Source organism: Pseudomonas sp. 478, from assembly GCF_003254125.1.
Classification (GTDB): domain Bacteria; phylum Pseudomonadota; class Gammaproteobacteria; order Pseudomonadales; family Pseudomonadaceae; genus Aquipseudomonas.
In genome coordinates this window covers 89,383-114,297 of the sequence record NZ_QKZG01000018.1, presented here as the reverse complement: position 1 = coordinate 114,297, position 24,915 = coordinate 89,383, and the positions used below count along the sequence as shown (strand labels likewise).

General features: G+C 57.1%; 20 protein-coding genes and 4 tRNA genes. 17 read left to right on the top strand and 7 right to left on the bottom strand.

Going from position 1 to position 24,915, the window contains the following annotated elements; all coding sequences use genetic code 11:
* The first annotated feature begins 28 nt into the window (after positions 1-28).
* Entirely contained in the window at positions 29-988 is a 960-nt protein-coding gene (locus DFS28_RS28215; RefSeq protein ID WP_111452394.1) for a DMT family transporter, read from the top strand.
* A 115-nt stretch (positions 989-1,103) separates the two neighbouring features.
* Here the strand turns inward: DFS28_RS28215 and DFS28_RS28210 are convergent, their stop codons facing one another.
* The gene (locus DFS28_RS28210) at positions 1,104-2,498 is read right to left on the bottom strand and encodes a class II fumarate hydratase (protein WP_033053219.1); all 1,395 of its coding nucleotides are present in this window, start codon (positions 2,496-2,498) and stop codon (positions 1,104-1,106) included.
* Positions 2,499-2,691: 193 nt separating this feature from the next.
* On the opposite strand from DFS28_RS28210, the gene DFS28_RS28205 reads away from it, so the two are divergent.
* The 5 genes from DFS28_RS28205 (at position 2,692) to DFS28_RS28185 (ending at position 7,226) form a co-directional block, all read left to right on the top strand.
* The gene (locus tag DFS28_RS28205; RefSeq protein WP_033055281.1) at positions 2,692-3,216 is read left to right on the top strand and encodes a DUF2059 domain-containing protein; all 525 of its coding nucleotides are present in this window, start codon (positions 2,692-2,694) and stop codon (positions 3,214-3,216) included.
* 12 nt (positions 3,217-3,228) lie between these two features.
* Positions 3,229-3,528, top strand: a complete 300-nt coding sequence (locus DFS28_RS28200; RefSeq protein WP_008151216.1) for a BolA family transcriptional regulator — start codon at positions 3,229-3,231, stop codon at positions 3,526-3,528.
* A 304-nt stretch (positions 3,529-3,832) separates the two neighbouring features.
* Positions 3,833-4,774: a rhodanese-related sulfurtransferase gene (locus DFS28_RS28195; RefSeq protein WP_111452393.1), complete on the top strand. Its 942-nt coding sequence runs from the start codon at positions 3,833-3,835 to the stop codon at positions 4,772-4,774.
* A gap of 39 nt (positions 4,775-4,813) precedes the next feature.
* Positions 4,814-5,416 carry a DsbA family protein gene (locus DFS28_RS28190; protein ID WP_177327861.1) on the top strand — a complete coding sequence of 201 codons (603 nt, stop codon included), beginning with the start codon at positions 4,814-4,816 and terminating at the stop codon, positions 5,414-5,416.
* Entirely contained in the window at positions 5,409-7,226 is a 1,818-nt protein-coding gene (locus tag DFS28_RS28185) for an ABC transporter ATP-binding protein (protein WP_111452392.1), read from the top strand. The genes DFS28_RS28190 and DFS28_RS28185 overlap by 8 nt, the downstream gene beginning before the upstream one ends.
* Before the next feature lie 10 nt (positions 7,227-7,236).
* Here the strand turns inward: DFS28_RS28185 and DFS28_RS28180 are convergent, their stop codons facing one another.
* Positions 7,237-11,952: a deaminase domain-containing protein gene (locus DFS28_RS28180; RefSeq protein WP_158539700.1), complete on the bottom strand. Its 4,716-nt coding sequence runs from the start codon at positions 11,950-11,952 to the stop codon at positions 7,237-7,239.
* A gap of 224 nt (positions 11,953-12,176) precedes the next feature.
* Here DFS28_RS28180 and DFS28_RS28175 point away from each other — a divergent pair, with 224 nt between their 5' ends.
* Both DFS28_RS28175 and DFS28_RS28170 read left to right on the top strand, forming a co-directional pair.
* Positions 12,177-14,636, top strand: a complete 2,460-nt coding sequence (locus tag DFS28_RS28175) for an EAL domain-containing protein (protein ID WP_111452390.1) — start codon at positions 12,177-12,179, stop codon at positions 14,634-14,636.
* 78 nt (positions 14,637-14,714) lie between these two features.
* Complete coding sequence (locus tag DFS28_RS28170) at positions 14,715-15,476, top strand: iron-containing redox enzyme family protein (protein WP_256365201.1); 762 nt, start codon at positions 14,715-14,717, stop codon at positions 15,474-15,476.
* Positions 15,477-15,559: 83 nt separating this feature from the next.
* Here DFS28_RS28170 and sugE read toward each other — a convergent pair whose 3' ends face one another.
* The 3 genes from sugE to rdgC form a co-directional block, all read right to left on the bottom strand.
* Positions 15,560-15,874 carry a quaternary ammonium compound efflux SMR transporter SugE gene (sugE, locus tag DFS28_RS28165; RefSeq protein ID WP_008151200.1) on the bottom strand — a complete coding sequence of 105 codons (315 nt, stop codon included), beginning with the start codon at positions 15,872-15,874 and terminating at the stop codon, positions 15,560-15,562.
* Positions 15,875-15,993: 119 nt separating this feature from the next.
* Positions 15,994-16,959 (bottom strand): bile acid:sodium symporter family protein, encoded by a 966-nt coding sequence (locus DFS28_RS28160; protein WP_111452388.1) that lies wholly within the window; start codon positions 16,957-16,959, stop codon positions 15,994-15,996.
* A 212-nt stretch (positions 16,960-17,171) separates the two neighbouring features.
* Positions 17,172-18,092 carry a recombination-associated protein RdgC gene (gene rdgC, locus DFS28_RS28155; protein ID WP_008151195.1) on the bottom strand — a complete coding sequence of 307 codons (921 nt, stop codon included), beginning with the start codon at positions 18,090-18,092 and terminating at the stop codon, positions 17,172-17,174.
* Positions 18,093-18,252: 160 nt separating this feature from the next.
* On the opposite strand from rdgC, the gene DFS28_RS28150 reads away from it, so the two are divergent.
* The 4 genes from DFS28_RS28150 to DFS28_RS28135 all read left to right on the top strand — a co-directional run bounded on the left by DFS28_RS28150 (position 18,253) and on the right by DFS28_RS28135 (position 18,796).
* Positions 18,253-18,328, top strand: a tRNA-Val gene (locus DFS28_RS28150).
* A gap of 19 nt (positions 18,329-18,347) precedes the next feature.
* Positions 18,348-18,424 (top strand) — tRNA-Asp (locus DFS28_RS28145).
* A gap of 200 nt (positions 18,425-18,624) precedes the next feature.
* A tRNA-Val gene (locus DFS28_RS28140) sits at positions 18,625-18,700 on the top strand.
* A 19-nt stretch (positions 18,701-18,719) separates the two neighbouring features.
* A tRNA-Asp gene (locus DFS28_RS28135) sits at positions 18,720-18,796 on the top strand.
* A gap of 141 nt (positions 18,797-18,937) precedes the next feature.
* Here DFS28_RS28135 and DFS28_RS28130 read toward each other — a convergent pair.
* Positions 18,938-20,071, bottom strand: coding sequence for a catalase family protein (locus tag DFS28_RS28130; RefSeq protein ID WP_111452387.1), 1,134 nt, complete (start codon positions 20,069-20,071; stop codon positions 18,938-18,940).
* A complete protein-coding gene (locus DFS28_RS28125; protein WP_111452386.1) occupies positions 20,068-21,876 on the bottom strand; it encodes a di-heme-cytochrome C peroxidase in 1,809 nt (602 codons plus the stop codon). The genes DFS28_RS28130 and DFS28_RS28125 overlap by 4 nt, the downstream gene beginning before the upstream one ends.
* A gap of 269 nt (positions 21,877-22,145) precedes the next feature.
* On the opposite strand from DFS28_RS28125, the gene DFS28_RS28120 reads away from it, so the two are divergent.
* The 5 genes from DFS28_RS28120 (at position 22,146) to DFS28_RS28100 (ending at position 24,855) form a co-directional block, all read left to right on the top strand.
* Positions 22,146-22,862 carry an FKBP-type peptidyl-prolyl cis-trans isomerase gene (locus DFS28_RS28120; RefSeq protein ID WP_111452385.1) on the top strand — a complete coding sequence of 239 codons (717 nt, stop codon included), beginning with the start codon at positions 22,146-22,148 and terminating at the stop codon, positions 22,860-22,862.
* 294 nt (positions 22,863-23,156) lie between these two features.
* Positions 23,157-23,612: a YkvA family protein gene (locus tag DFS28_RS28115; RefSeq protein ID WP_111452384.1), complete on the top strand. Its 456-nt coding sequence runs from the start codon at positions 23,157-23,159 to the stop codon at positions 23,610-23,612.
* Between the two features lie 113 nt (positions 23,613-23,725).
* Positions 23,726-24,067 (top strand): helix-turn-helix domain-containing protein, encoded by a 342-nt coding sequence (locus DFS28_RS28110; protein WP_024164567.1) that lies wholly within the window; start codon positions 23,726-23,728, stop codon positions 24,065-24,067.
* A complete protein-coding gene (locus DFS28_RS28105) occupies positions 24,064-24,435 on the top strand; it encodes a hypothetical protein (RefSeq protein WP_003223109.1) in 372 nt (123 codons plus the stop codon). The genes DFS28_RS28110 and DFS28_RS28105 overlap by 4 nt, the downstream gene beginning before the upstream one ends.
* Positions 24,436-24,855, top strand: coding sequence for a sel1 repeat family protein (locus tag DFS28_RS28100; protein ID WP_111452383.1), 420 nt, complete (start codon positions 24,436-24,438; stop codon positions 24,853-24,855).
* The last annotated feature ends 60 nt before the right edge of the window (positions 24,856-24,915 follow it).

The window sequence follows — 24,915 nt, the reverse complement described above, 5'->3', positions numbered from 1 at the left end:
TTCTCGCCACTTGGCTTCGGGGTTCGCAATGCACATTTCATCGGGTCGCTGGGTTTACGGTCTGTTCCTGGCCTTGGTGACCGCGTTGCTGTGGGGAATCCTGCCAATCAAACTCAAGCAAGTGCTGCTGGTGATGGACCCGGTGACGGTGACCTGGTTTCGCCTGATCGTATCCGGCGGCTGCCTGTTCATTTATCTGGCGGCGACCAAACGCCTGCCGAGCCGCAAGGTGCTCGGGCCGCGTGGTGGCTGGTTAGTGGTGATGGCGGTGCTCGGCCTGGTGGGCAACTACGTGCTGTACCTGATGGGCCTGAACCTGCTGAGCCCCGGCACCGCGCAACTGGTGGTGCAGATGGGCCCGATCATGTTGTTGATCGCCAGTCTGTTTGTGTTCAAGGAACGGTTCAGCGTGGGGCAGGGGATTGGCCTGCTGGTGCTGTTGATCGGCTTTGCCCTGTTTTTCAATCAGCGGCTGGCCGAGCTGCTGACCTCGCTGACCGATTACACCGCCGGCGTGCTGTTGGTGCTGTTGGCGTCCACGGTCTGGACGTTCTACGCCTTGGGCCAGAAGCAATTGCTCACGGTGTGGAATTCGCTGCAGGTGATGATGGTGATCTACCTGTTCTGCGCGCTGTTGCTGACGCCGTGGGTGCATCCGCTGGAAGCGCTGCAACTGAGCCCGCTGCAAGGTTGGCTACTGCTGGCGTGCTGCATGAACACCCTGATCGCCTACGGTGCGTTTGCCGAGGCCCTGGCGCATTGGGAGGCATCGCGGGTCAGTGCGACGCTGGCGATTACGCCGTTGGTGACGTTTGCTGCGGTGGCTGTGGCCGCATGGATGTGGCCGGACTATGTGCATGCCGAGACGATCAATGGTCTGGGGTATGGCGGGGCGGTGCTGGTGGTGCTGGGATCAGCGCTGGTGGCGTTGGGGCCGTCGTTGATTGCGGGGCTCAGGGCTCGAAAGGCCCGAATAGCGGTCGGATGATCGTTCCCACGCTCTGCGTGGGAATGCCTCAATGGACGCTCCGCATCCGCTTCGGCAGGGACGCGGAGCGTCCCGCGCTGCATTCCCACGCAGAGCGTGGGAACGATCAGTCAGGTCAGCCCTTGGCACCGGCCTCAAGCATATTCTCCGGCCTTACCCACGCGTCAAACTCTTCATCCGTCAGATACCCCAACTGCAACGCCGCCTCACGCAGGGTCAGCCCTTCTGCGTAAGCCTTCTTGGCGATTTCCGCCGACTTGTCATAACCAATGTGCGGATTCAGCGCCGTCACCAACATCAACCCACGCTCCAGATGTTCAGCCATTTTTTCTGCATCCGGTTCCAGACCGGCGATGCAATGCTGCTGGAAGTTGCTGCAGCCATCTCCGAGCAAGCGGATCGATTGCAGCAGGTTGTGGATGATCACCGGTTTGAACACGTTCAGTTGCAGGTGCCCCTGACTTGCGGCAAACCCGATGGCGACGTCGTTGCCCAATACCTGACACGCCAGCATCGACAGGGCTTCGCACTGAGTCGGATTGACCTTGCCCGGCATGATCGAGCTGCCCGGTTCGTTGGCCGGCAGTTTGACTTCGGCGAAGCCTGCTCGCGGCCCGGAGCCCAGCAGGCGCAGGTCGTTGGCGATTTTCATCAGGGTCACGGCGAGGGTTTTCAACGCGCCGGACAGCGTGGTAAGCGGCTCATGGCCAGCCAGGGCGGCGAATTTATTGGGTGCGGTGACGAACGGCAGGCCGGAGAGGGCGGCCAGTTCGGCAGCGATGGCTTCGCCAAAACCGTGGGGCGAGTTCAGCCCGGTGCCGACTGCGGTGCCGCCCTGGGCCAGTTCACAGACGGCCGGCAGCGCGCTGCGGATCGCCCGTTCGGCGTAATCCAGTTGCGCGATGAACGCCGACAGTTCCTGACCGAAGGTGATCGGTGTCGCGTCCATCATGTGGGTGCGGCCGGTCTTGACCAGTTTCATGTGCCGCGCGGACAGCTCGGCCAATCCGCCCGACAGTTCGCTGATTGCCGGCAGCAATTGCTGTTGCACCGCCTGGGCTGCCGCGATGTGCATGGCGGTCGGGAAACAGTCGTTGGAACTCTGGGAGCGATTGACGTGATCGTTAGGGTGAACCGGCGATTTGCCGCCACGAGCATTGCCGGCCAGTTCGTTGGCGCGACCGGCGATCACTTCGTTGACGTTCATGTTGCTCTGGGTGCCGCTGCCGGTCTGCCAGACCACCAGCGGGAACTGGTCGTCATGGCTGCCGTCGAGCACTTCGTCGGCGGCCTGTTCGATCAGCCGAGCGATGTCGGCGGGCAGGTCACCGTTGCGGTCATTGACCCGTGCCGCGGCTTTCTTGATCAGCGCCAGGGCATGCAGCACCGCCAGCGGCATTTTTTCGTTGCCGATGGCGAAGTTAATCAGCGAGCGTTGCGTCTGAGCGCCCCAGTAGGCTTCATCCGGGACTTCCACCTGGCCAAGGCTGTCGGTTTCGATACGGCTCATCATGCACACTCCTGTAGGTCTGATAGCGCAGTTTAGGCCGTGATCGCCGGCCGTGGTTCCATCAGTCTGTTTTTTGACCGTTCAACCCCTCTAAATCAGGCCAGACAAGGCTTGGGGTTGAGTGACACACTTTTTTAGGTGCAGAATGGTCGCCCTTGGGGTAATGACCTCGCCTGCTAGAAAAGGAAACTCGATGACTCGTCTTCGTGCCATCTGTACCGCGGTTGCACTGGTTTGCGCCAGCGGCCCTGTTTTTGCCGATACCGCCAGCCACAACGCCAGTGCCGAAGCTTTCCTGACCCTGGCGCACGCTGACAAATTGGGCACTCCGGTGTACATGCAAGTGCAGCAAATGTTCGCTCAGCGTTTTGAACAGACCAAAGCCCCTGAATCGAAGAAGGCCTTGCTGGAAACCTACCAGGCCAAAGCCAACGCCGCGTTGGACCAAGCCATTGGCTGGAACAAGCTGAAGCCGGACATGGTCAAGCTCTACACCACCAACTTCAGCGAATCCGAGCTGAAAGACCTGGTCGCGTTCTACCAGTCGCCACTGGGCAAGAAAGTCCTGGAAAAAATGCCGCAGCTGACTCAGCAATCGGCCCAGATGACTCAAGCCAAGCTGGAAAGCGCCGTGCCTGTGGTCAACAAACTGCTGGCTGACATGACCGCCGAGCTGGAGCCTAAAGGCGCCGCCGCTCCTGCCAAGAAAAAGCCTTAAGCGGAGTTCGGTATGACCATGCAACAACGCATCGAATCGACGCTGGGCCTGTTGCAGCCGCAGCATCTGCAAGTGCTGGATGAAAGCCACATGCACAGCCGTGGGTTGCAGACCCACTTCAAGGCCGTGGTGGTCAGCCAGCAGTTCGAAGGGCTCAACCGCGTCAAGCGTCACCAGAAAGTCTACGGCACGCTCGGCGAGCTGATGGGCGAGTTCCATGCGTTGGCGCTGCATACCTACACGCCAGAGGAATGGGCACAGATCGACGCGGCTCCGGCCTCGCCGACCTGTGCTGGTGGCAGCAAGCATTAATGTGAAGGGTTGATGGGCTGATGGGCTGTTGTGGCGAGGGGATTTATCCCCGTTCGGCTGCGAAGCAGTCGTAAAACCAGACAACTCGGTTTGCCTGGCACGCCTCGTAGATGCTGATATTTCAGGGCTGCTTCGCAGCCCAACGGGGATAAATCCCCTCGCCACAGGGTTTGTACCAGACCTTACAGATCGCAGTCCTAAACCACACCGTTTTTGCTAGAATCCGCAACGCGCCGCTCACCCGGCGCGTTTTTTTTCGCATCCGGTTCACCCCTTACGAGGGTAGCCACCTGGAGAATTACCCATGACACAACAGATTGTCGTGGCGGCACTGTATAAGTTCGTCACCCTCGAAGATTACGTCGCCCTGCGCGAGCCGCTGCTGCAAGCGATGGTCGACAACGGCATCAAAGGCACGCTGCTGATCGCCGAAGAAGGCATCAACGGCACCGTGTCGGGCAGCCGCGAAGGCATTGACGGGCTGATGGCCTGGCTCAAGAACGACCCGCGCATGGACGACATCGACCACAAAGAGTCGTACTGCGACGACCAGCCGTTCTATCGCACCAAAGTCAAACTCAAGAAAGAAATCGTCACCCTCGGCGTCGAAGGTGTAGACCCGAACAAAAAGGTCGGCACCTACGTCGATCCACAGAACTGGAACGCGCTGATCAGCGACCCGGAAGTGCTGTTGATCGACACCCGCAACGACTACGAAGTCTCGATCGGCACCTTCGAAGGCGCCATCGACCCGAAGACCACCAGTTTTCGCGAATTCCCCGACTACATCAAAGCCAATTTCGACCCGGCCGTGCACAAGAAAGTCGCGATGTTCTGCACCGGCGGCATTCGTTGTGAAAAGGCGTCGAGCTACATGCTCAGCCAGGGTTTCGACGAGGTCTATCACCTCAAGGGCGGCATTCTGAAGTACCTCGAAGAGGTGCCGCAGGAAGAAACCAAATGGCAGGGTGACTGCTTCGTGTTCGACAACCGCGTGACCGTGCGCCACGACCTCAGCGAAGGCGACTACGATCAATGTCATGCCTGTCGTACACCGATCAGCGCCTCCGACCGCACATCCGAGCACTACGTGGCCGGCATCAGTTGCCCGCATTGCTGGGATAAGCTGAGCGAGAAGACCCGTCGCAGTGCCATCGACCGGCAAAAGCAGATCGAACTGGCCAAGGCTCGCAACCTGCCTCACCCGATCGGTTACAACTACAAGCAAACTCCTTCCGAGGCTTGAACCATGTCTGCGCAACGCCTGCTCTATGTGATGGACCCGATGTGTTCCTGGTGCTGGGGCTTCGCGCCGGTGGCCAACGCGCTGGTCGAGCAGGCGCAAGCGGCGGGGGTGGACGTGCACCTGGTGGTGGGTGGTTTGCGTACCGGCAGCGGTTCCGCGCTGGAGCCGACCACCCGGCGCTACATCCTTGAGCATTGGCAAGCGGTCACCGAAGCCACGGGTCAACCATTCAAGCTGGAAGGCGCGTTGCCCGACGGGTTTGTCTACGACACCGAACCTGCCTGTCGGGCATTGGTGACCGCGCGCAGCCTGGCGCCGGATTGTGCGTGGAAACTGCTTGGGCTGATTCAGCACGCGTTTTACGCCGAAGGGCGCGACGTCACTCACGCCAGTGTTCTGGTGGAGCTGGCAGAGCAGGCCGGTCTGCCGCGCATCGAGTTCGCCGCCGCGTTCGACCGTGCCGATCAGCACGCCGCAACGGCGGCCGATTTCACCTGGGTCCAGGACCTGGGTATTGCCGGTTTCCCTACCTTGCTGGCTGAGCGTAATGGTCAATTGGCGCTGTTGACCAATGGCTATCAGCCGCTCAGCGTACTGTCTCCGTTGCTCGGCCGCTGGCTGGAGCGCGCTGCCTGTGCGTGACCAGCCTGACGACGCCGCAAACGCTACACGTGTCGACCGTCTAAGCTGGGCGGAAATCCGTCGCTTGGCCTTGCATCACAAGAAGTCCCTGTGGATCGCCAACGGCGTGGCCGTGCTGGCCACGCTGTGTAGCGTGCCGATTCCCCTGCTCTTACCGTTGCTGGTGGACGAAGTGCTGCTGGGCCACGGTGACGCCGCACTGAAAGTCATGAACCATGCGTTGCCCGAAAACTGGCAGAAAGCCGCGGGCTACATCGGCCTGATGCTGCTGGTGACCTTGTTGCTACGTTGTGGCGCCTTGTTCTTCAACGTGGTTCAGGCGAAGTTGTTTGCGGCCCTGGCCAAGGACATCGTGTATCGCATTCGCACACGGCTGATCGAACGGCTCAAGCGCATTTCCCTGGGCGAATACGAAAGCCTGGGCAGCGGCACGGTGACCACGCATCTGGTCACCGACCTGGACACGGTGGACAAATTCGTCGGCGAAACCCTCAGCCGTTTCCTGGTCGCCATGCTGACCCTGGTCGGCACCGCGAGCATTCTGATCTGGATGCACTGGAAGCTGGCGCTGCTGATCATGCTGTTCAACCCGCTGGTGATCTACGCCACGGTACTGCTGGGCAAACGGGTCAAGCACCTGAAGAAACTCGAGAACGACAGCACCTCGCGCTTTACCCAGGCGCTGACCGAAACCCTCGACTCCATTCAGGAAGTGCGTGCCGGCAACCGTCAGGGTTTTTTCCTTGGACGTCTGGGGCAGCGCGCCCGGGAAGTGCGCGATTACGCGGTGAACTCGCAGTGGAAAACCGATGCCTCGAACCGTGCCAGCGGCTTGCTGTTCCAGTTCGGCATCGATATTTTCCGTGCGGCGGCGATGCTCACCGTGCTGTTTTCCGACCTGTCCATCGGCCAGATGCTCGCGGTGTTCAGCTACCTGTGGTTCATGATCGGTCCGGTGGAACAGCTGCTGAATCTGCAATACGCCTATTACGCGGCCGGCGGCGCGCTGTCGCGGATCAACGAGTTGCTGGCCCGGGCCGATGAGCCTGAATACCCGGGCGGTGTCGACCCGTTCAACGGTCGCGAAACCGTGGGTATCGAAGTCCAGGGATTGAGTTTCGGTTACGGCGACGAGCTGGTGTTGAACCAGATGAACCTGTCGATTGCCCCTGGCGAAAAAGTCGCGATTGTCGGCGCCAGCGGTGGCGGAAAAAGTACCTTGGTGCAGTTGCTGCTGGGCCTGTACACGCCGCTTGCCGGGACGATCCGCTTCGGCGGCTCGACCCAGCAAGAGATCGGCCTGGAAACCGTGCGGGAGAACGTCGCCGTGGTCCTGCAACATCCGGCCCTGTTCAACGACACCGTGCGCGCCAACCTGACCATGGGTCGTGAACGCAGTGACGAGGCCTGCTGGCAGGCTTTGGAGATTGCTCAGTTGCACCACACGGTTCGTGAATTGCCCAACGGCCTGGACAGCATTGTCGGACGTTCCGGGGTGCGTTTATCCGGCGGGCAACGCCAACGCCTGGCCATTGCGCGGATGGTGCTGGCCGAACCCAAGGTAGTGATCCTCGACGAGGCCACCTCGGCATTGGATGCCGCCACCGAATACAACCTGCACCAGGCGCTGGCGCGGTTCCTGAGCAATCGCACCACCCTGATCATTGCGCACCGGTTGTCCGCGGTGAAGCAGGCCGACCGGGTGCTGGTGTTCGACGGCGGGCAAATTGCCGAGGATGGCGACCATCAGCAATTAATTGCCGATGGTGGTTTGTACGCCAAGCTTTATGGGCATTTGCAGCAGTTATAAGGCGCGCGGATCAGTCAAAGTTCACCTTTAACGAATCCTTACCGCCCGTGTGAGCAAACTGTTGCATCACCACCGAGCAGGAGTCGCACGGAGCCATGGTGGTGACGACTGTAACGGGCCCGCGGGTGGCGTCATCCGGGTACTTGTCGCGAATAACCTTGATCAACTTGCTTTCGCTGTCCAGCGATGTAGGCCTGAGGGTCAACTCGGGGGTGTACTTCGACATGTCGGGGATGGTGCGAGGAATAGATTCAAGCTTGCCTTGTGCTGACACACTCAGCGAGGTCCTTTCAAAGTTTTTCTTGAAGTCGACATTGATGTAGGTAGTAGTACCTACCGTAACTTCCCGAGTGTCATGTGTTTTGAACAACGGCAAAAAGTTAGTGTCATGACCAGCACCCGATACGCTGACATACACTTCGGTGTGGCCGTCGGCGCGGGTGATTTGGGCGTAACCAATATTTCTGGGGTTTTTCATGGTTTTGAAGTTGCTTTTATTGACAATGCTCTGAAGCTCTTTCATCGTTTTGGCAATGTGTAGATCGTTTAATTCACCGGCTTTGAATAGCTTCTTTTGAAAGAGATCATTGAAAATTACCGCAGTTTGTTGGCGCAAGGATTCCGGTGCCGCTTTAGTACGTGTCCAGGTTTTTGTCGTGATGGGGAACTCGCAGACAATCATCCGGGTTCTATGGTCGAACATTACGGCTTCGCCGGGCGTGGTTGCGACCTTTACCAGCCTCAGGTTTGCAGGTGGGTTTGCCAAGCCACCGAGAGGGATCGCAATCTCATTCATAGCGTTGACAGCCTGCTTCACTTTATCCAACCCGTAGATTCGAGCGGTATTGTTGGCCTGTATTGAGCCAATGAAGACCGTATGGAGTTCCTTGTAGAGCGGATCTGTTTGAAGGCTGGCGTCGGGTATGCGTTGCAACCGATGTGCGCCAGCGAGGCTCTGTCCTTTTGTTATCTCGGCAAAGTAGTAGTCGGTCGCGTTGAGTTGGGTGAACAGATACTCCTTTTTAGCATCGGTTTTTGACTGGATGATCAATGTGCCGACCTGACGGAGATCGTCATCAAGGCCATCGTACACACCCGAGACCTTGATTCGACCGTACATCCCCTCTTGAAACTCGATGGTTCCCTCGAGTCGAGCCTTGGGCTGGAGTTTTGAAAGGCCCAGGGGCTTCCTGGCACCCTCGTATCGGGTCCACACGCCCCTCGACTCGATATAAAGTTGGCCGTCCAGCGCCAGAACGGGTTTGTCACGACCCGCTTTTGCCGGTGCGGGCGTGTAGATTTTGTCACCAAACCACGGACTATAGCCTTCAACCGTTGTGTGGCTACCCGGTATGGGCGTGGGCGCGAGTTCACCGTGGACATAGCTATTGAGACAAACAGTGTCTCCCGGGGCGCGACGAATCCGACAGGTCTTACGCTTAAGGGTTTCACTGGCATCAATGGTATCGACACGCCGCAGGGCTCCTTTGTCGAGTCGATAAGGCACGTGATCGATCAGTAAAGTGCTGCGACCATCCACTTCGGGAACATTCTGTACTCGTGCACTTTCTGGCAATTCGAAGACAACCCTGTTGTCGATTTCAGCCACTGTGGAGTACTCGGATCGACCGATCGAGACTTCTGCTGTTCTGGTGTTTAGTCGGGGACCGTAAGGCTTGCCCGATAGCGGTTCTATCAGGTGATAGCTTGGGGTGCTAACCGTTCCCGTGTTACGTATGGGAATGTCTTCAATTCCTCGAACTGTGGCCAGTTGGTCGCTTGCGGCCAAGGGCTTCCAGGTGCTGGGGGTTGTCGATTGAGCCATGGCGCCTATGAGGTTGTATTGCCCGGCTCGACCGGTCAGTGACTTCACCTGGAGCGCGCCTTTGCGGGCAAGTCGCAAGGAAAGCCTGGAGCCGGATTTGAGTAGTGAGGGGAGGCCGTCCAAAGGGTGCAGGTTTTGCAGCGTTGCAATGAGCAGTTTTTTTGTCAGGTTGCCAAAGCGCGGTAGAGCAGCACGGATGCCAAGTTTTCCTGCCATCATTGTCAGTTTCATTGCGCCCGACACGAACTTGCCAATAGGAATCAGGAAGGTGGTCAAATCCAGAACTAAACCAAACACACCTTGAAAGATCCGAAGTCCATTGCCTGAGACGATATCTTCGATACTGCTCCAAAATGGCACGTACATTTTTATGGTGCTGATTACTTTCTTGGTCTTGGCCTCCATGCGATCAAATTCGGTTTCTCCACGGGTGTACGCAAGAAGCTGTGCTTCATCGAAAAACATAAGATTATCGGCGATCAACCCAGTTATATTTTGTGAACGCCTGGACGATAACGTCTGAGGGACAATGTTGGCAGCATCCTCGGGTGGAGTTTCCTCGAGTATACTTCCCAGCCTTTGGATAAGGGCCTTGCAGCTTGCACCAGGGATGGGGATTGTGCCGGTTTCATATGCATTCCAGTCCAAGGGTAGCGTCCTGACGGGGAAGGATAATGTTTGAGTAAGAACGGGCCCGATTGTATTCAGTGTTTGTTCTAGTGTCCCGCCAATAAGTACTTTGTCGAACGAGGTAAATGGATGAATCACCCCGGCTGAAGGTAGGCACTCGTAATATGAGTTTTTGTTTTGATAGGTGGCTCTCAATATAAAGCCTTTGCGGGCGTTGACTGAGTTAGTGAACTCTCCGTTTTTGATAATTATCGAGTCACCCGAAGTAGCCTTTCTCAAGCAGTACAGTGTTACGGTGCCATACTCTATTGCCTGACGATCCGCCAGTGGCAACGATGCCAGTTGGCTGCTGATCAGTTTTTTATAGGCGGATTTTGATAATTCGATATAGCGGTTGAATTCCTCCTGAAAAAGAGCATTGGCGTCAGGAAGAACTTTGTTGGCGGGCATATAAACGACGGACGCGTGTGAAAACATCACGTTTTTGTGGATCTGTATTTTTCGGTCCTTATCCAGGTGGATCCAGAGCGAACTTCTGTTCTTGCCGTCAGGGGTCGTCCTAAACCACTTTTGGCTTTGGTCAAATTCTCCGGATGCGTACACATCAAGAAATGAGAACGTCTCATGCTTGACAATGGGGGTGTCATGAATACTGCCCGCTCGTACCGCTTCAGCTATCAGCCTGTGGCCATCCGATGTAAATGCGTGGGGACCGAAGAGCTTGACCATCTCACGCTTGGCAATCGCCAGTCTTTCAGGAGGAGGCTTATCAAGATCAGTGGTAGCGTTTTTTAACGCTGTTGTGCGGTCATCGAGTGTAGATACGGCAAATTCGATTTCACGGGTTGAATAGTCGAAATCGCTCCTTTCCTCAAGGAATCCGTTGGTGATCGCCCATTCCAGAGCGGGGCGCAGTCGTTCAAGGGTGATCAATTCCAGATAGTCGGCAGAGGCACCCGCTGCTTGATTGATAGGGAAGTCCACCAACTCCTGGAACTTGAGACGTTGCAGTAAGGCAGGATCAATGGCATGGGCGAGGTTGACACCATGTACGAAATTTACCCACACCACGGAGCTTCTATAAGGCAGGTCTTTCGGGATGTCGCTGATGCGGAATTCGGTTGGGAACTCGTGAAGGAACAACCTTGCCATGACAGTGGCTTCTTTTTTTGAGATGGCGCGTTTTGATGTGAATAAATGGTCTTTAAATTCCCTCCATATCTCTTTGTAACTTTTCCCCCAGTTTAAGTTGGATTTCAGGTCATAACCGGCAATCCTGTCGGGGTATTCAATAGTTTGCGATTTAAACCAGATTTGCAGCGCTTGGGCTACCACTTTGGTGCGTACATGAGGCGAGGTCTCTTCGCCCATTTTTCCACCGTACCAATCCATCATTGTCAGCAAGTCGGTTCCCAGTTTTTCGGCTTCCGGACTTTGCAGGATCTTTTGAAGAAAAACGGTTGGCTGGACATCTACCTTTTCAGGCGTGGCTGACCCAAGAATGTCGTTGGCCAAATGGGTCAGCGGGGATGTAACCCCATCAGGTAGAAACGATTGGATGACTCTTTTAATCTCGCCTTTAATGAACTGCCCTTGCAATTCATCACGGGATTCGGTTGTCAGGACACCTTGAAAAGAAACCTGTCGATCTTCTTTCTTAAGAGTTGGTTTGAGGTCCAGTATGTTGAAATCATCCTCGAGCCCCAATTGAAAACTTGCGATCTTTTCTTCAAGGGTGTCGATGGCGGCCTGATGTTTAGCGGTGTTGGCCGGATCCCAAGGGTGTAACCCGTAAAACGTGGCAATCCTGGGGGCCGAGATCAGGCGGTCATAGCGAATTTGTCCACCCAGCAAGGTGGCAGCCTTTTCGATCCGGGTTCGAAGTGCTTGCCAGTTTTCGTTTCCTGTCAGGGTCAATTCGATCTTGTTTGCACCTTCGCGACCAGACGTCTCATAAACAAAGGCCCCTTCTTTCAAGGTGACGATCAGATAGTGTGGGGAGATATTGTTTTTTTTGCACAGCGCCCGGTAATCGGGATCCACAAGCAACTGCTGTAACGCTTCCTGTCCAGTTTCGCTTTCATGATGCAAGGGTGAAAAGGATTGTGGCCTGAGTAGCATTTGGGAAAAACTGGACAGTGAACCCACCTCCTCACGTAAAACTGATCGCAACAGTTCATAGTCCTGGAGTTGACCCTGATGGACCTGAGCGGTGGTCGGGGATGAAGTGCCTGGGGCGCTTGAAACGCCATTTGAAGGGGGGGTATGCACGATGCGGCTTCTCTTGTCTTGTTTCGGTTGGTTCCCTGCGGTACAGCAGGGGGATCGGTACCGATTACAACGACCTGGAAGAGAGTCCATGCGGTATATATATATCGCGAGGGGACCGCAGGGTGTTTTTTGTTGATCACTTGCCGGGGCTTGGAACGCACCCTAGTCTAGCTGTAGCGATTTCGTCCGGAAGACGAGCAAGCAGTGCTAATGCAAGGGATCTCATGAATCAAACGCGGACTCTCGGAACGCCACGGTTGTTGGGCATCGTCTGGCCATTTATCGCCGTCGTGCTGTTTCAGGCGATGCTCGGCGGCGTGAGCCTGTACGTTCTGTCGGCGGTTCGCGGCTACGTTGCCGGTGAAAGCCTCTGGTCCAAAGGCCAAAAAGACGCCATCTACTACCTCAATCTCTACGCCGATAGCCGCGACGAGACGATATTCAACAAATACCTGAACGCGATTGCGGTGCCTCAGGGTGGCCACGAATTGCGTGTGGCGCTGGATCATCAGCCGCCGAATATCGAAGCCGCGCGCGTGGCGATCCTCAAGGGCGGTAACCACCCGGATGACATCAATAGTGTGATCTGGCTGTACCTCAATTTCCGGCACTTCAGTTACCACGAGAAAGCCATCGACCTCTGGAGGGTGGGCGATGCGTATCTGGTGCAACTCGATGCCATTGCGCGGGAGATGCATCAGCGCATCACCGCCCGTCAAGCCATCGATACTGATATCAAGCGCTGGAAGGATCAGATATTCGTCATCAACGAAAGTGTGACACCGGCGGCGAAGGCCTTCAGCGATGCCTTGGGTGAAGGCTCGCGGATGATCCTGCGGGTGTTGCTGGTGACCAACCTCGCCACGGCCCTGGGTTTGATCCTCCTGGCCTTGATGCGCACGCACAAACTGCTCAAGCAGCGCCATGCCTTCGCCGACGCTCTGCAGTTGGAGAAAGACCGGGCACAAATCACTTTGCAATCGATCGGCGATGGTGTGATCACCACGAATGTCGAAGGCGAGATCGCCTACATGAACCCGGCCGCCGAGGCGTTGACTCACTGGAAGGCCGAGCAGGCGACGGGTTTGCCGCTGGCGGCGCTGTTCAATCTGCTGGACGAGAACGCTCAGGCCGATGGGTTTACGTTGATCGAACACATTTTGAGCGGACAGCTGAGTGGTGGCAGCGAACACTCCAAACTGATCCAGCGCCTGGATGGCAGCACGGTTTCGGTGACCCTGGTCGGTGCGCCGATCCGCAATGCCGGCAAGGTCAGCGGCACGGTGCTGGTGCTGCACGACATGACCCAGGAGCGGCAATACATTGCCAATCTGTCCTGGCAGGCGACCCATGACGCCTTGACCGGGCTCGCCAACCGTCGCGAGTTCGAATATCGCCTGGAACAGGCGCTGCACAACCTGACACGGCAGTCGGGGCGCCATGCGCTGATGTTCCTCGATCTGGATCAGTTCAAGCTGGTCAACGATACCTGCGGCCATGCGGCGGGTGACGAGTTGCTGCGGCATATCTGCGCTCTGCTGCAATCGGGTTTGCGCGAAGGCGATACCCTGGCCCGCCTGGGTGGCGACGAGTTTGGCATCCTGCTGGAGAACTGCGCCCCGGAAGCCGCCGAGAAAATCGCCGAGGGCCTGCGTCAGACCGTGCAGAACCTGCACTTCGTCTGGAAAGGCCGACCCTTCGTGACCACTGTGAGCATCGGGCTGGTTCACGTCACTCAGAATCCGACCACGCTCGAAGCCTCGCTGCGCGCTGCCGACATGGCCTGCTACATGGCCAAGGAAAAGGGCCGCAATAGGGTTCAGGTCTATCACGCCGATGATTCGGAACTGTCCCTGCGCTTCGGCGAGATGGCTTGGGTGCAGCGCTTGCACTTGGCGCTGGAAGAAGACCGCTTCTGTCTGTACGCCCAGGAAATCGCGCCTCTTGGTCATATCGAGAAGGGCGGTGGGCATATCGAAATTCTGTTGCGCCTGCATGACGAAGCCGGACGCATGATTTTGCCCGACAGTTTCATTCCAGCTGCTGAGCGTTATGGTCTGATGACGTCCCTTGATCGCTGGGTTGTACAGAACGTTTTCAAAATTATTGCCCACTGCATAGCCGAACAGCACAAAGGACCATTGGCCATGTGTGCGATTAATCTGTCAGGCACAACTATCGGAGATGAGGCTTTTCTGCACTTCCTGCGTGAACAGTTTGTTACTTACTCCATACCGCCTGAAATGATTTGTTTTGAAATCACTGAAACCAGTGCAATTTCCAATCTCGGAAGTGCAATTAAATTTATTAATGAACTCAAAGGTTTAGGCTGCCACTTTTCGCTGGATGACTTTTGCGCCGGAATGTCCTCATTCGCCTACTTGAAACATTTACCTGTAGACTTCTTGAAGATCGACGGGAGTTTCGTAAAGGATATGCTGGACGACCCGATTAACCGCGCCATGGTCGAAGTGATCAATCACATCGGTCATGTTATGGGTAAACGTACGATTGCCGAGTTTGTTGAAACACCACAGATCGAGCAGGCATTGCTGGAGATTGGGGTGGATTACGCTCAAGGGTATGTGATTGAACGCCCGCATTTGTTTACCAGCGACAGTTTACAAAGTCGTCCAGCCAGGCCTCAGCCTTTGTTATTCAAGGCGCCTGGCACGTTCCGTTGAAATCTCTTGCTGATCCTTATAATCACAATCAAAAGGAGCTCGACAGTGATCGACACATTCAACCGAACCGGACCGCTCATGGAAGCTGCAAGTTATCCCGGCTGGGCTCAACGCCTGATCCATGATTGCAGCGAGAGCAAGCGCCGGGTTGTCGAACATGAACTGTATCAGCGTCTGCGTGATAACAAACTCAGTGCAAAGACTATGCGTCAGTACCTGATTGGTGGCTGGCCGGTGGTAGAACAGTTCGCGTTATATATGGCACAGAACCTGACCAAGACTCGCTTTGCCCGCCATCCAGGTGAAGACATGGCACGTCGCTGGCTGATGCGTAACATTCGAGTCGAATTGAACCATGCCGATTACTGGGTGCACTGGAGTCGTGCTCACGGCGTCAGCCTGGAAGATCTGCAAGCGCAAAAGGTTGTCCCTGAACTTCACGCCTTGAGCCACTGGTGCTGGCACACCAGTTCGTCGGATTCGCTGATCGTTGCCATTGCCGCCACCAACTACGCCATTGAAGGTGCGACCGGGGAGTGGTCGGCGCTGGTCTGTTCCAGTGGTGTCTACGCGGCCTCATTCCCGGAGGAAGATCGCAAGCGAGCCATGAAATGGTTGAAAATGCATGCCCAGTACGACGATGCCCATCCGTGGGAAGCCCTGGAAATCATCTGCACGCTGGCGGGTATGAACCCAAGCAAATCCCTGCAAATGGAATTGCGTCAGGCCGTCTGCAAGAGCTACGACTACATGTTCCTGTTCCTGGAGCGTTGCATGCAGCTTGAGCATGCGCAAAAGGCTCCTGTGGCGCGTGAACGCATGGAGCTGGCCGAGAGCTGATCGGTTAATACACGCCATTAAAAAAGCCCGCTCCCCCTGTCAGTATCAATAGGGGGGCGGGCTTTTTAGTAACGGCAGTAAAGTCAGGCGCTGATTTTCAGCCCAACCAGCCCGGAAATGATCAACGCCACACTGGCTAGCCTGAACAACGCCATGGATTCACCGAACAGAATGATCCCGGCAATGACCGTCCCGACCGCACCGACACCGGTCCAGATCGCATAGGCCGTGCCCAGCGGCAATTCCTTCATGGCAAGGCCCAGCAAGCCAAGGCTGATAGCCATGGCGGCAACGGTCAATGCGGTGGGGAGAGGGCGGCTGAAGCCATCGGTGTATTTCAGGCCGACGGCCCAGCCAACTTCGAACAGGCCGGCGAAAAACAGAATGATCCAGGACATGAGAGACCCCCATCGATTGACGGGGTCGTCCCCAGATTAATGACTCGATCGAGCCGCAAGGTCGTCCTCGCGTTTTGCAATAGAGTGCCCATCATTAACCCGGGGATCAAGTTTTCGGATCAGTCGATAGCCTGCTGCGCCGCAGTTTCCCGATCTTCTTTTTCGCTCATCCGGCGGAAATACGTCGAAAGCAGCGCCCCGGAGATGTTGTGCCAGACGCTGAACAACGCACTCGGCACCGCCGCCAGCGGTGAGAAGTGCGCACTGGCCAAGGCAGCACCCAACCCGGAGTTCTGCATGCCGACTTCCAGCGCCAGGGATTTACGCTGGGCCAGTGGCAACTTGAACAGCCTTGCGGTGAAGTAACCCAGCAGATAGCCAAAGCTGTTGTGCAGCATCACCACGGCCATGATCAGCAGGCCGGATTCGGCAATCTTCGCCTGGCTGGCAGCCACCACGGCAGTGACGATGATCACGATGCTCACCACCGACACCAGCGGCAACACCTCTACCGCGTGACGAACCCGATCACCGAGTACGCGCTGGGCAACCACGCCGAGCACGATAGGCAGCAGCACCACTTGCAGGATCGACCAGAACAGCTCCATGAACGACACCGGCAACCAGGCAGAGGCCAGCAGCCAGATCAGTGCCGGGGTCAGCAGCGGGGCGAGGAGGGTGGTGACAGCGGCGATGGCCACCGACAGCGCCAGATCGCCACGGGCCAGCCAGGTCATCACGTTCGACGAGGTGCCGCTAGGACAGCAGCCGACCAGGATGACTCCAACGGCAATCTCTGGCGGCAAGTGGAACGCCTGGCAAAGTAACCACGCCACACCGGGCATGATCACGAAATGCGCAACCACGCCCAGGGCCACGCGCCATGGATGGCGAGCGACTTCGGCGAAGTCTTCGAGTTTGAGGGTCAGGCCCATGCCGAACATCACCAGGCCCAACAGCGGCACGATCGCGCCTTTCAGGCCGATGAACCAGGACGGTTGCAGGAACGCCACGACGGCGAAAATCAGTACCCAGTAAGCGAAAGTGTTGCCGACAAAACGACTCAATGCAGCCAGTGCGCGCATGGCCTGATCCTTATTCTTGAGTAACACCACAAAACCAATGTGGGAGCGAGCCATGTGGCGAGGGGATTTATCGGAATGCCGCACCACCCCGTTCGGCTGCGAAGCAGTCGTAAACGCGCTTTAACTTTGAAATGCCGGGGCTGCTCCGCAGCCCGACGGGGATAAATCCCCTCGCCACATGGCTCGCTCCCACAGGGATAACCTTTTACCTTTTAGATCCCCTGCGGAGTCTCTTCGCCGCCCAACGCTTCAACCAGCGCTGGCAGGAAGTCGCCGAATGTCAGCATCATCAGGGTGAAGCTGGCGTCCAGTTGGCCGAGGGCTTCTTCGCCACCGTCCTGTTCCGCCTGGTCTTGCAGCAGGTCTTCGAACTTCAGGCGCTTGACCACCATCTTGTCGTCAAGAACGAAAGACAGCTTGTCTTGCCAGGCCAGCGACAGCTGAGTGACCACTTTGCCGGTGCTCAGGTGCAGCTGTATTTCTTCGCTGGTCAGGTCCTGACGCTTGCAACGCACGATGCCGCCGTCTTCGTGTGTGTCGCGCAGCTCGCACTCGTCCAGCACGAAGAAATCGTCCGCGGCTTTCTGGGTGGTGACCCATTCAGTCATGGTCGCGGTAGGGGACATCTTCACGGTCAGCGGACGTACCGGCAGCGTGCCGATGACTTCACGCAGGGTGGACAACAGGTCTTCGGCACGTTTCGGGCTGGCCGAGTTGACCAGGATCAGGCCCTGTTTCGGCGCGATGGCAGCGAAAGTCGACGAACGACGAATAAAGGCGCGGGGCAAAAAGGCCTGGATGATTTCATCCTTGATCTGATCGCGTTCCTTTTTGTAGACCTTGCGCATTTGTTCGGCTTCGATCTCTTCGACCTTTTCCTTCACCGCGTCGCGCACGACGCTGCCCGGCAGAATGCGTTCTTCTTTACGGGCGGCGATCAGCAGGAAGTCGCCACTGACGTGCGCCAGCGGAGCATCTTCGCCCTTGCCGAATGGCGCGACGAAACCGTAGGTGGTCAACTCCTGGCTTGCACATGGACGCGCCAGTTTGGTGGCCAGTGCAGTTTCCAACGCCTCGGCATCAAAAGGCAGATCTTGGGTCAGGCGATAGATAAGCAGGTTTTTGAACCACATGGGGCGAGTCTCTCCTTTATACAAAGGGGGGCATTATTCTCTTCGCAGCGCCATAGGCCAACCCTTCTCTAAGCCTTTGGAAGGCCTGAAAAAATTAATTAAAAAAGTGCTTGCCAGAGGTGTGGTCGCTACGTAGAATGCGCGCCACACCGAAAGTGAAGGGTGATTAGCTCAGCTGGGAGAGCGTCTGCCTTACAAGCAGAATGTCGGCGGTTCGATCCCGTCATCACCCACCATTCGCTTCCAGTGTTACGCGCAGCGGTAGTTCAGTCGGTTAGAATACCGGCCTGTCACGCCGGGGGTCGCGGGTTCGAGTCCCGTCCGCTGCGCCATATTCGGTTATCTGGAACGCTGAACGCCAGGTCACCACGGAAAAGCCCGCTTAACGCGGGTTTTTTTCTGTCCAAAGTTTGCAAGTTGTTCCTGCAGGTCGCGTCGTTTTATCGGTTTTCAGATTTTTTTGAAAAATTATTCAATTAAATCAACACTTTATGAAAATCTGTGGCACAATGCGCCCCGCAACGAAGGTAAAGGGTGATTAGCTCAGCTGGGAGAGCGTCTGCCTTACAAGCAGAATGTCGGCGGTTCGATCCCGTCATCACCCACCATTTACTTTCAACGCTACGCGCAGCGGTAGTTCAGTCGGTTAGAATACCGGCCTGTCACGCCGGGGGTCGCGGGTTCGAGTCCCGTCCGCTGCGCCATATTCGGTAACCTGGAACGCTGAACGCCAGGTCTCCACAGAAAGCCCGCTTAATGCGGGCTTTTTGCTGTCTGGGGTTTGGCTTTTGCCGAGGCTCCACCGAGAAAGCGACCTTTGGGTCGCTTTCTTTCGTTATGCCTTCTTATCGTTCGGCGTTGCGGCTGTGTCGGTAGTCGCTCACGGCTTCGTACACGGCTTTGCGCAACCGGTTGATGCCGCCAATGGGGCGATGGGCCTCAAGGCCAAACCACGGGTTGAACGACTGGTTATCGCATTGCACGTTCAGAGCAGGCGTATCGAAGTCCTGGGCGGGTACTTTGATCTGCGCCACGGTCTCGAACGGAGCATCGTTTTGCTGCCACTCAATGCTCGTGTCTTCGATCGGCATGTACCTGGCCGGGTCCTGGCGCTGAATCTGCAGGACGAAGCAGGCCGGCATCCGGTCGGTCGACAATTGCTGGTTCAGCGCATTGCGCAGGAAGTTCGGCAACTTCTGGTTTTGCGCAGGCAGGGTGTAAATCGGGCAGCTTGCCGGATCGGGCATGACGCGGAACTTGGCATTGGCTTCGCCGAATTTGTAGGGCGAAACTGAAAAGTAAGTCGTCTGGGTCGGGCTTTGCGGGGCGGGTGACAGTGTCGCCAGCGCGATAAACAGATGGCGAACCTGCCAGGTCCGCGGGTCCCAACCCGGAAAGAACGCCATCAGCTTCTTGCCGTCAGCCTGTGCGGCTACATTCTGACGGTACTCGGAGACATCGCTGACGAAGAAATTCGGATGGCTGAACATCACGAAGTCCTGTTCACCACGACTCTGTTGGTCATGCAGCAGTTGTTTGCCGGGCACATCGAGCAACTTGATTGCCATGCCCCGTGCATCGCGGATGCTGTCGAACTGCGGGTAGGCATTGCCGTTGGACAGCCGCATCGTCGCTTGCCAGGTTTTGCCGGGTTCGTTGAACACACCCTGACGCAGTTCGCCCGCCAGATCCGGCAGCACCTGAACCTCGGCCTTCACGCAGCCATGGGCCTTGGCATGAGCGTCGCGCAGATAGCGGGTGCTTTCACGGTGCTGATCGACAATGCGCACGGCCGTCTGGATGATGTCTTGGGTCATCGCTGATTCGCCATCCGGAATCAGTTCTTCAGCCGAAACCGGGCCGCTGTGCTGCCAGGCGAACCACGCCGTGGCCAACGCCCAAGCGAGCAATCCAAGGCCTAGCGACCACATTAGGGTTTTGCCGAGAAAGACGCCTAAACGCATCCAGAGTCGGCTCATGGCAATTGAGCCTCTAACGGACCGCCCAACACTTTCAGATACTCCAGCAGCGCCCAGCGCTCTTCTGGTTGCAACAGGCGACCGATGACGCCGTTGCCACGGGTGCCTGCCCGGAACTCGTGGCCGCTGTTGTGATTGCCGGTGATGCGTGTGTCGAACATAAAGCCATTGGCGAAGGCCTCGGTGCGATAGCCGAGGTGCCTCGGGTCGTACTCGAAAGTGCCTTTATAGAAGGTGGTTGCGCGTTCATCCTGAGGCGAGAGCAACTGATAAATGCTCGGCACCGAACCGTTATGCAGAAACGGTGCAGTGGCCCAGACTCCCGCCAATGGTCGCGCCTTGTAGGCGCGCAATTCGCGCACGCCAATCGGCAGGCCGAAGCCATCCATGTCCGGTCGTTCGGCCGTAGGAATGTTTGCATCACGGTAGGCCCGGTTTCCGACGAAAGCGGTGATGTAGGCCAACCCTTTAGCCGATGAGAGCTTGCTCAAATCCAGCGATTCCGCAGGCGTCGGCTGCAACTGAACATCCAGTTGCGCCAGCTCTGCCGGGTCCCATTGCAGGGCGGTGAGGTCGAAGCGATGGTCGGCGATGTTATCGGCCGCGCCCGGGTCTGTGCCAATGAACTCCACGGGCAGCATTTTCAGATGTTGCACCCAGCGCCCTTCGCTTTGGACCGATCGAGGTACATGGCAGCCAGCGCAGTTCTCGGTGAATAATTCGCGACCTTTTGCGGCCTGGGTTTTGTCGACGGCGCCCAGCAATTCTTCCGGCCAGGCTGGCGGTTTGAGCCGTTGCAGGGTTTGTTCGATCAGGTGCAGATCGCGCAAGCGGACACTGGACGGATAACGGGCGTCTCCTTTAAGCGGTTGGCCGTTAGCGTCGAAAAAATTCAGCGTGGCGCCCACGCCCAGGGCCTCGCCGATGTTGCGGGCCATCGGTTGCTGCGCCGAACCGTTCCACTGCACCCAATCGAAGGTCCACATGTCCCACAGTTGCGGATAGTCGACCGGGGCGTTGGCCACACGGTAGTTGGCGGGGGAAATCGCATCGCCGAAACTGGCGTTGGCAATGCGCCCGAAAGCGTCGGTGCGGCCGGGGCCTTCTTCGGTGGGATAGAGCCCGCGATGGGTGTCGTTCCAGGCCACCTTCAAGAAAGTGTCGAGAGAGACTTTGAAGTCTTTGCGCAGTTGTTGATGCCGGGCATCGTAGTCCTGGCCCAATACGTTGCGTGCGAAACGTTCGAATTTCCACGGGTTGTAGTAAGTCGACGTCAGACTCGCTACCAGCGCTTGTCCGAAACTTCCTCCGCGTAACGTAGGAACGCTGGAGGGCAGAACGTGCTGTGCCGAACCGCCATCGATGCGCACGGCCTGGCCGTTAAAGCGCAGTTCGCCGGTGTGGCAGGCGGCGCAGGTAATGTCCAGAAACTCGTCCTGGCTTCCAGGGTTCTGATGACGGGCAAAACCCACGGGCAGATTACCGGGGTTGTTCGGGGTGGCTCGCTGGTTGGGGTCGATCAGAAAACCGAAGCGGGCGAGGTATTCGGGAGCGGCGAATCGCTGTTGCGAGAACGGTAATTCGAGGGCATTGAACCAGTCATAGTGCAAACCTTTGACCTCGGTACCCTGAGGTGTGAAGTAGTAAGTCTCACGGTCGGCGGTGCTCCATTGCTCCAGGTAATGCACTTGCTGCACGGGTGACCAGGCCGGCAATTTCGGGTTGGCGACGTAATACAGAGCCACGGCGAGGCACAGCCCCAGCAGGACTGCGAACAGAACCAGCAAGCGGAAGAAGAGGCGCAAGATAAACGTCCTTGTCGATTTATAGCTTCCTTATGCCTCAGCATCTGAGGTGCGGCAAGTGGCCATTACGCCAGATGCAGGGGGATCCGGTACCCGTCTCTGTGGGCGCAAGATGACAGAAGCTTCATCAGCCCATTCCCGAAATGCGTTAAAACCCCTGAACTTATCAGAAGTTTCCTGCTCTCATGCCGGTAGCCATTGGTCGTGGCCGCCTGATAAGCTCGCGGCTTTATTCGATTGCCCTTTAGGCGCATGAACAAGGAAATAGCATGAAACAGCATCGGTTGGCGGCGGCGGTGGCCCTGGTTAGCCTGGTACTTGCGGGTTGTGATTCGCAGACCAGCGTAGAGCTGAAAACCCCGGCGCAAAAAGCTTCCTACGGGATTGGCCTGAACATGGGCAAGAGCCTGGCTCAGGAAGGCATGGATGATCTGGACTCCAAAGCCGTAGCCCAAGGCATCGAAGATGCCGTCGGCAAGAAAGAACAGAAGCTGAAGGATGACGAACTGGTCGAAGCCTTCGCAGCACTGCAAAAGCGTGCTGAAGAGCGTATGGCCAAAATGAGCGAAGAGTCGGCAGCTGCCGGCAAGAAATTCCTCGAAGAAAACGCCAAGAAAGCCGGTGTAACCACTACCGCTTCGGGCCTGCAGTATGAAGTGGTCAAGAAAGCCGATGGCGCGCAGCCTAAGCCGACCGACGTAGTGACCGTTCACTACACCGGCACCCTGACCAATGGCACCGTTTTCGACAGTTCCGTCGAGCGTGGCAGCCCGATCGATCTGCCGGTCAGCGGTGTGATTCCGGGTTGGGTCGAAGGCCTGCAACTGATGCACGTTGGCGAGAAGTACAAACTGTACATCCCTAGCGAACTGGCTTACGGCGCCCAAAGCCCAAGCCCGGCGATTCCAGCCAACTCGGTGCTGGTATTCGACCTGGAACTGCTGGCGATCAAGGATCCGGCAAAACAAGACGCTACTGCCAAGTAATCAGTGTCTGCTTTAAAAACAACGCCTCGCTTATGCGGGGCGTTGTTGCATCTGGCGTTTAGCGAAGGTAAACAAAGCGAACGGATGCTGTAGGCTGGAGTCATAGCCATTGAGGACGCCTGCGCTAGCCGCGCCAGAGCGCCAAGTCAATGAATTCTTGGGTTTTTTTATGTGAGTAAAAAACGCCCGATCTGAGTTGGGCCCTTATGAAACGGGGCTTTCAGCCATGAAAAGCAGCTCTGTTCACAAGGTTATCCACAATTTGTGTGGATAACATTTCAGTGGGAGGAAATGATGAAAACACCCTGGAATTTCGCTCGTTTCCTGCCTCTGGCTGGACGCCTGCTCGCGCGTGGACGTTTGCCGACCTTGCTCTTCGCGGTAGCCAGCAAAGGTGCCAGCCAGGGTAATCGGCTGGGCAAGCTCAAGGATGATCTACGCCTGTTGCAGGCACTCTGCCTGGCTTACTGGCGCGGTGAGTATCGAGCTATCAGCCCCACAGCGTTGATATCGGTGGTGGCAGGCCTGATGTACTTCCTCAGTCCCATTGATGCCATTCCGGACTTCATTCCAGTGTTCGGCATGCTCGATGACATCGCGGTGCTGGCTTGGCTGATGAAAGTTCTCGACGATGAACTCAACGCCTTCCGCGCCTGGCGCAAGCGTCAGTTGCCGGAAAAGCTTGCAGTGGTTGAACGCCTGCCCGATACCCCGGAGCAACTTCAACTTCAGGGTCCGAAAAAAAACTGAACTGATTCAATCTCATCCATAGATTGATACCCCCGCGACCTTGGCCGCTGTTAGGATTACACTTCTAGGGAAAAGTGCCGACTCGCTAAGTGTTGTTGTCCTACGGGGTAGTCATGGATATTCAGATAATTACACGCGAAGGAGAGCCCGAGTATGCGGTTCTTCCATGGGCTCAATATCAGGCTCTACTAAAAGCAGCAGGCATCAATGAACAACCGCCGCGGGTCGCCCCAGAGCGTCAGGCGGCAACACCAGACCAGATTCTTCCGGGTCTGGATCAACTACGCAGTTTGCGCGAAGGGAAGGGCATCGCCATCGAGGCGTTGGCCCGCACGGTAGGCATCAGCCCGTCTTATCTGGCCTTGATCGAAAGTGGCGAGCGTCTACCCGACGCTGCGATTCGCCGCAGCCTGGCCTGGGAGTTGACGGTGCCAGGGTGGAGGGATGAATCGTGAGCGTACGCATCAGTCGTCAACATTGGGACGGGTTGCTGGGCGAACTGGATCAGGCACGCCGCCAGCGTCATCTTCTGACATACCGGGCGTTGCTTGAACGTTTGCAACTGCCCACACCGGCCATGCAAACCTTGACCGCCGCCCTTGAACATCTGGCCGCGCTGGACGCCAAGGCCGAGCAGCCATTGCGCAGTTCCCTGGTGATCAGCCAGGGCGCCAGCCGCCTGCCGCGCACAGGATTTTTTGAATGTGTCGAGCGTCTGGGGCGTTTCTCCGGGCCGTCCGATGGGGTCGCCGCAGCGTCCTGGCATGCCTCGGAAGTGGTGCGTGTGTTCGAATATGAGTACCCGGAATCGGCGGAGGCCTGAGTGTTTTTAAAACTCAAGGCGCGGGCCAGCTACTGGCTGGCTCGCCGCTTGTTTCACTGGTCATGGTTTGTGCGTCAGCCGCGTGGCTGGAGCTGGCTCGAAGGCCAGTTCGCACGCATGGCGAACCTGGGTGATGTTGGCGCCCAGAGCTTCTATGGCCACATCCTGACCTTTCGCGGCGTCGGCCTTGGCGCTCGCGAAGAGGGCGTGCGCTTGCTGCGCCTGGCGGCGTTGGCGGGGGATGGCAAAGCGGCGTATCAGGTGGGCGTGATTAGTCTGGCGGGGACGCCGAGCAAGGCGCCAGACGCGGTTGAAGCTGCGCGGTTTTGGGAGATGGCCGCCAAAGCAGGACATCCGTTGGCCGAGATCAAACTGAAAGAGTTGGCGGCTCGCGGTTCCGAGACACCGCCCTCAATCTGAGTTGGCAGAACTGGCGTCTTCGCGAGCAAGCCCGCTCCCACAATTCAACCGAGTTAGTCT

Coding starts and splice junctions, on each gene's coding strand:
- DFS28_RS28195 (WP_111452393.1), top strand. CDS start 3,833: ATGACACAACAGATTGTCGTGGCGGCACTGTATAAGTTCGTCACCCTC.
- DFS28_RS28160 (WP_111452388.1), bottom strand. CDS start 16,959: ATGCGCGCACTGGCTGCATTGAGTCGTTTTGTCGGCAACACTTTCGCT.
- DFS28_RS28205 (WP_033055281.1), top strand. CDS start 2,692: ATGACTCGTCTTCGTGCCATCTGTACCGCGGTTGCACTGGTTTGCGCC.
- DFS28_RS28115 (WP_111452384.1), top strand. CDS start 23,157: ATGAAAACACCCTGGAATTTCGCTCGTTTCCTGCCTCTGGCTGGACGC.
- DFS28_RS28110 (WP_024164567.1), top strand. CDS start 23,726: ATGGATATTCAGATAATTACACGCGAAGGAGAGCCCGAGTATGCGGTT.
- DFS28_RS28170 (WP_256365201.1), top strand. CDS start 14,715: ATGGAAGCTGCAAGTTATCCCGGCTGGGCTCAACGCCTGATCCATGAT.
- rdgC (WP_008151195.1), bottom strand. CDS start 18,092: ATGTGGTTCAAAAACCTGCTTATCTATCGCCTGACCCAAGATCTGCCT.
- DFS28_RS28215 (WP_111452394.1), top strand. CDS start 29: ATGCACATTTCATCGGGTCGCTGGGTTTACGGTCTGTTCCTGGCCTTG.
- DFS28_RS28130 (WP_111452387.1), bottom strand. CDS start 20,071: ATGAGCCGACTCTGGATGCGTTTAGGCGTCTTTCTCGGCAAAACCCTA.
- DFS28_RS28175 (WP_111452390.1), top strand. CDS start 12,177: ATGAATCAAACGCGGACTCTCGGAACGCCACGGTTGTTGGGCATCGTC.
- DFS28_RS28200 (WP_008151216.1), top strand. CDS start 3,229: ATGACCATGCAACAACGCATCGAATCGACGCTGGGCCTGTTGCAGCCG.
- DFS28_RS28120 (WP_111452385.1), top strand. CDS start 22,146: ATGAAACAGCATCGGTTGGCGGCGGCGGTGGCCCTGGTTAGCCTGGTA.
- sugE (WP_008151200.1), bottom strand. CDS start 15,874: ATGTCCTGGATCATTCTGTTTTTCGCCGGCCTGTTCGAAGTTGGCTGG.
- DFS28_RS28210 (WP_033053219.1), bottom strand. CDS start 2,498: ATGAGCCGTATCGAAACCGACAGCCTTGGCCAGGTGGAAGTCCCGGAT.
- DFS28_RS28190 (WP_177327861.1), top strand. CDS start 4,814: ATGTGTTCCTGGTGCTGGGGCTTCGCGCCGGTGGCCAACGCGCTGGTC.